The sequence below is a fragment of the Aminobacter sp. P4_H6_2 genome (assembly GCF_056400805.1).
This window is the reverse complement of record NZ_JBFUKO010000851.1, coordinates 1-1882: the sequence shown is the minus strand read 5'-3', so window position 1 is coordinate 1882 and position 1882 is coordinate 1. Positions and strand designations below refer to the sequence as shown.

Sequence of the window (1882 nt, the reverse complement as noted above, 5' to 3'; positions counted from 1 at the left end):
ATCCTTGATGGCGCCATCGAGACCGCGCCGACGACTTGGCTCGACATGCCGGACGGATGTTTTTGCTTTGCCGAAAGCGACGGTCTAATCGAGACCATGGTCGATCTCGGCCAACCCGTAATAGCCGGTCAGGTTGTCGCGCGCATTCATCCGATCGGAAGCACGGGTCTCACGCCTCAGGACGTCCGATCGGACCTTTCTGGCCTACTCGCCGCCAGACATTTTCCAGGGCTGGTCCAGGCGGGCGACTGCGTGTCGGTGATGGCGGTCAAGCTCGGCTGAAGCGTGTCGCCCAAAAGTGCGCAGCGGTTTTGGAACAATGCAACGCGCAAAACCAAAGGCTTAGGGCGCATTGCATCAATCCGTTCTGGCGCGACGGGCTTTAGAGTCAGGCCCGCGTCGCCTCCAACCTTCGGCCCGTCATGAAATCATCGCTCACACAGACACCCGGCCTATCGGTCGCCTCGCTGGTGCTCGGCGGCATCATCATCGGGCTGTCGCCGATCTTTGTCAGGCTGTCGGAACTCGGCCCGGTTTCAACCGCCTTCTGGCGCGTCGGGCTTGCCATGCTGCCGCTGCTTGCGTGGCAAGCAATCCAAGTTCGGCCGGCGAGAAGCGACCCGCAGCCGGGCTCACTTCGCGATGCTGTTGCCCTGACTGTGCCTGGTGTGATGCTGGCCGGCGACCTTCTAGCCTGGCACATCTCCATCCATGTTACCTCTGTCGCCAATGCCACGCTGCTTGCCAATATGTCGCCGATCTTCGTCGTGCTCGGCGGCTGGCTGCTGTTCGCAAATACGGTCAGCCGGGCGTTCCTCGCCGGGCTGGCGCTGGCCATCTGCGGCGTCGTTCTGCTCAACGGCGCTCTATCCGGCGGTTCCAGCCATCTGGGTGGTGATGCCATCGCGGTTCTGGCGGCTGTATTCTATGCCGGCTATATTCTCACCTTGTCACGGCTGCGCAGCCGCTATTCGACGCTGACGACCCTTCTCTGGTCGTCTGCCACCGCGGCGGTCTGTATTCTTCCGGTTGCGTTGCTCTTCGAACCGTCATTCGTACCGGTGACCATTTATGCCTGGGCGATCGTTCTCGCCCTGGCCTTGCTATGCCACGTCGGCGGCCAGGGCCTCATTGTCTATGCGCTCGCCTTGCTGCCCGCTTCATTCTCGTCGCTGACGCTGTTGACACAGCCAATCATAGCCTCTTGCGTTGCCTGGATTATACTTGACGAGCCGCTGGGCGCGATGCAGGCCGCGGGCGGCGTCATCGTGATTGGTGGCATTCTCGTCGCAAGGCGCGGATAGACGTCGGAATAACTTGACGGCACCGGAATTTCAATGTGACAGTCGACGGTCAACATCTACAATCCTTCATTATCTGCCTCGGTCATTCGTTCTCCTTAGCGCGGCTGACAAATGGGTCATGGAGCGAAACACATGATTTCGGGCAACTAGACCGATACCGAGGCGATCGTCAATCTCCATCGCGCGGATCAGATCCTCGACTTCTGTGGCGATGTCGTCCAGCGTTTCATCCCAATCCATTGAAGGTAGAACGAGAAGCCACATCCGGGATGTCAGGAAGAACAGCTTGCGCAGCATGTCGCGCAGCAGGCTGTTTCCGACCTGCTCCGTCAACGCCTCGTAATAGGCGATATTGACACGCGCGAATTCACGAGTGTCGCGCCGGCCCTTGAGTGCGAGGAAAGCGGCCTGGTAATGGCGCATGCTGGCGATGGTTTCGGGCGTGGACGGCAGCGGGTCGAGCACGCCCATCAATTCCGCCAGCGCCATGCGCAATGCATAGACCTCGTTCAACTGATACGGCTGGATCATCGTCACAACCGACCCAACGCCATGGCGAATTTCGACAAGCCCGTCGA

General features: G+C 60.0%; 2 protein-coding genes and 1 pseudogene. 2 read left to right on the top strand and 1 reads right to left on the bottom strand.

Going from position 1 to position 1882, the window contains the following annotated elements; genetic code table 11:
* Nucleotides 1-282: pseudogene (locus AC1DUU_RS30930) on the top strand (N-alpha-acetyl diaminobutyric acid deacetylase DoeB); the annotation flags it as partial.
* 140 nt (nucleotides 283-422) lie between these two features.
* Complete coding sequence (locus AC1DUU_RS30925; protein ID WP_476787129.1) at nucleotides 423-1304, top strand: DMT family transporter; 882 nt, start codon at nucleotides 423-425, stop codon at nucleotides 1302-1304.
* Between the two features lie 69 nt (nucleotides 1305-1373).
* On the opposite strand, the gene AC1DUU_RS30920 is transcribed toward AC1DUU_RS30925, so the two are convergent.
* Nucleotides 1374-1882: FCD domain-containing protein (locus tag AC1DUU_RS30920; protein WP_476787128.1), on the bottom strand; the 509-nt coding region annotated here is incomplete at its 5' end.

Coding starts and splice junctions, on each gene's coding strand:
- AC1DUU_RS30925 (WP_476787129.1), top strand. CDS start 423: ATGAAATCATCGCTCACACAGACACCCGGCCTATCGGTCGCCTCGCTG.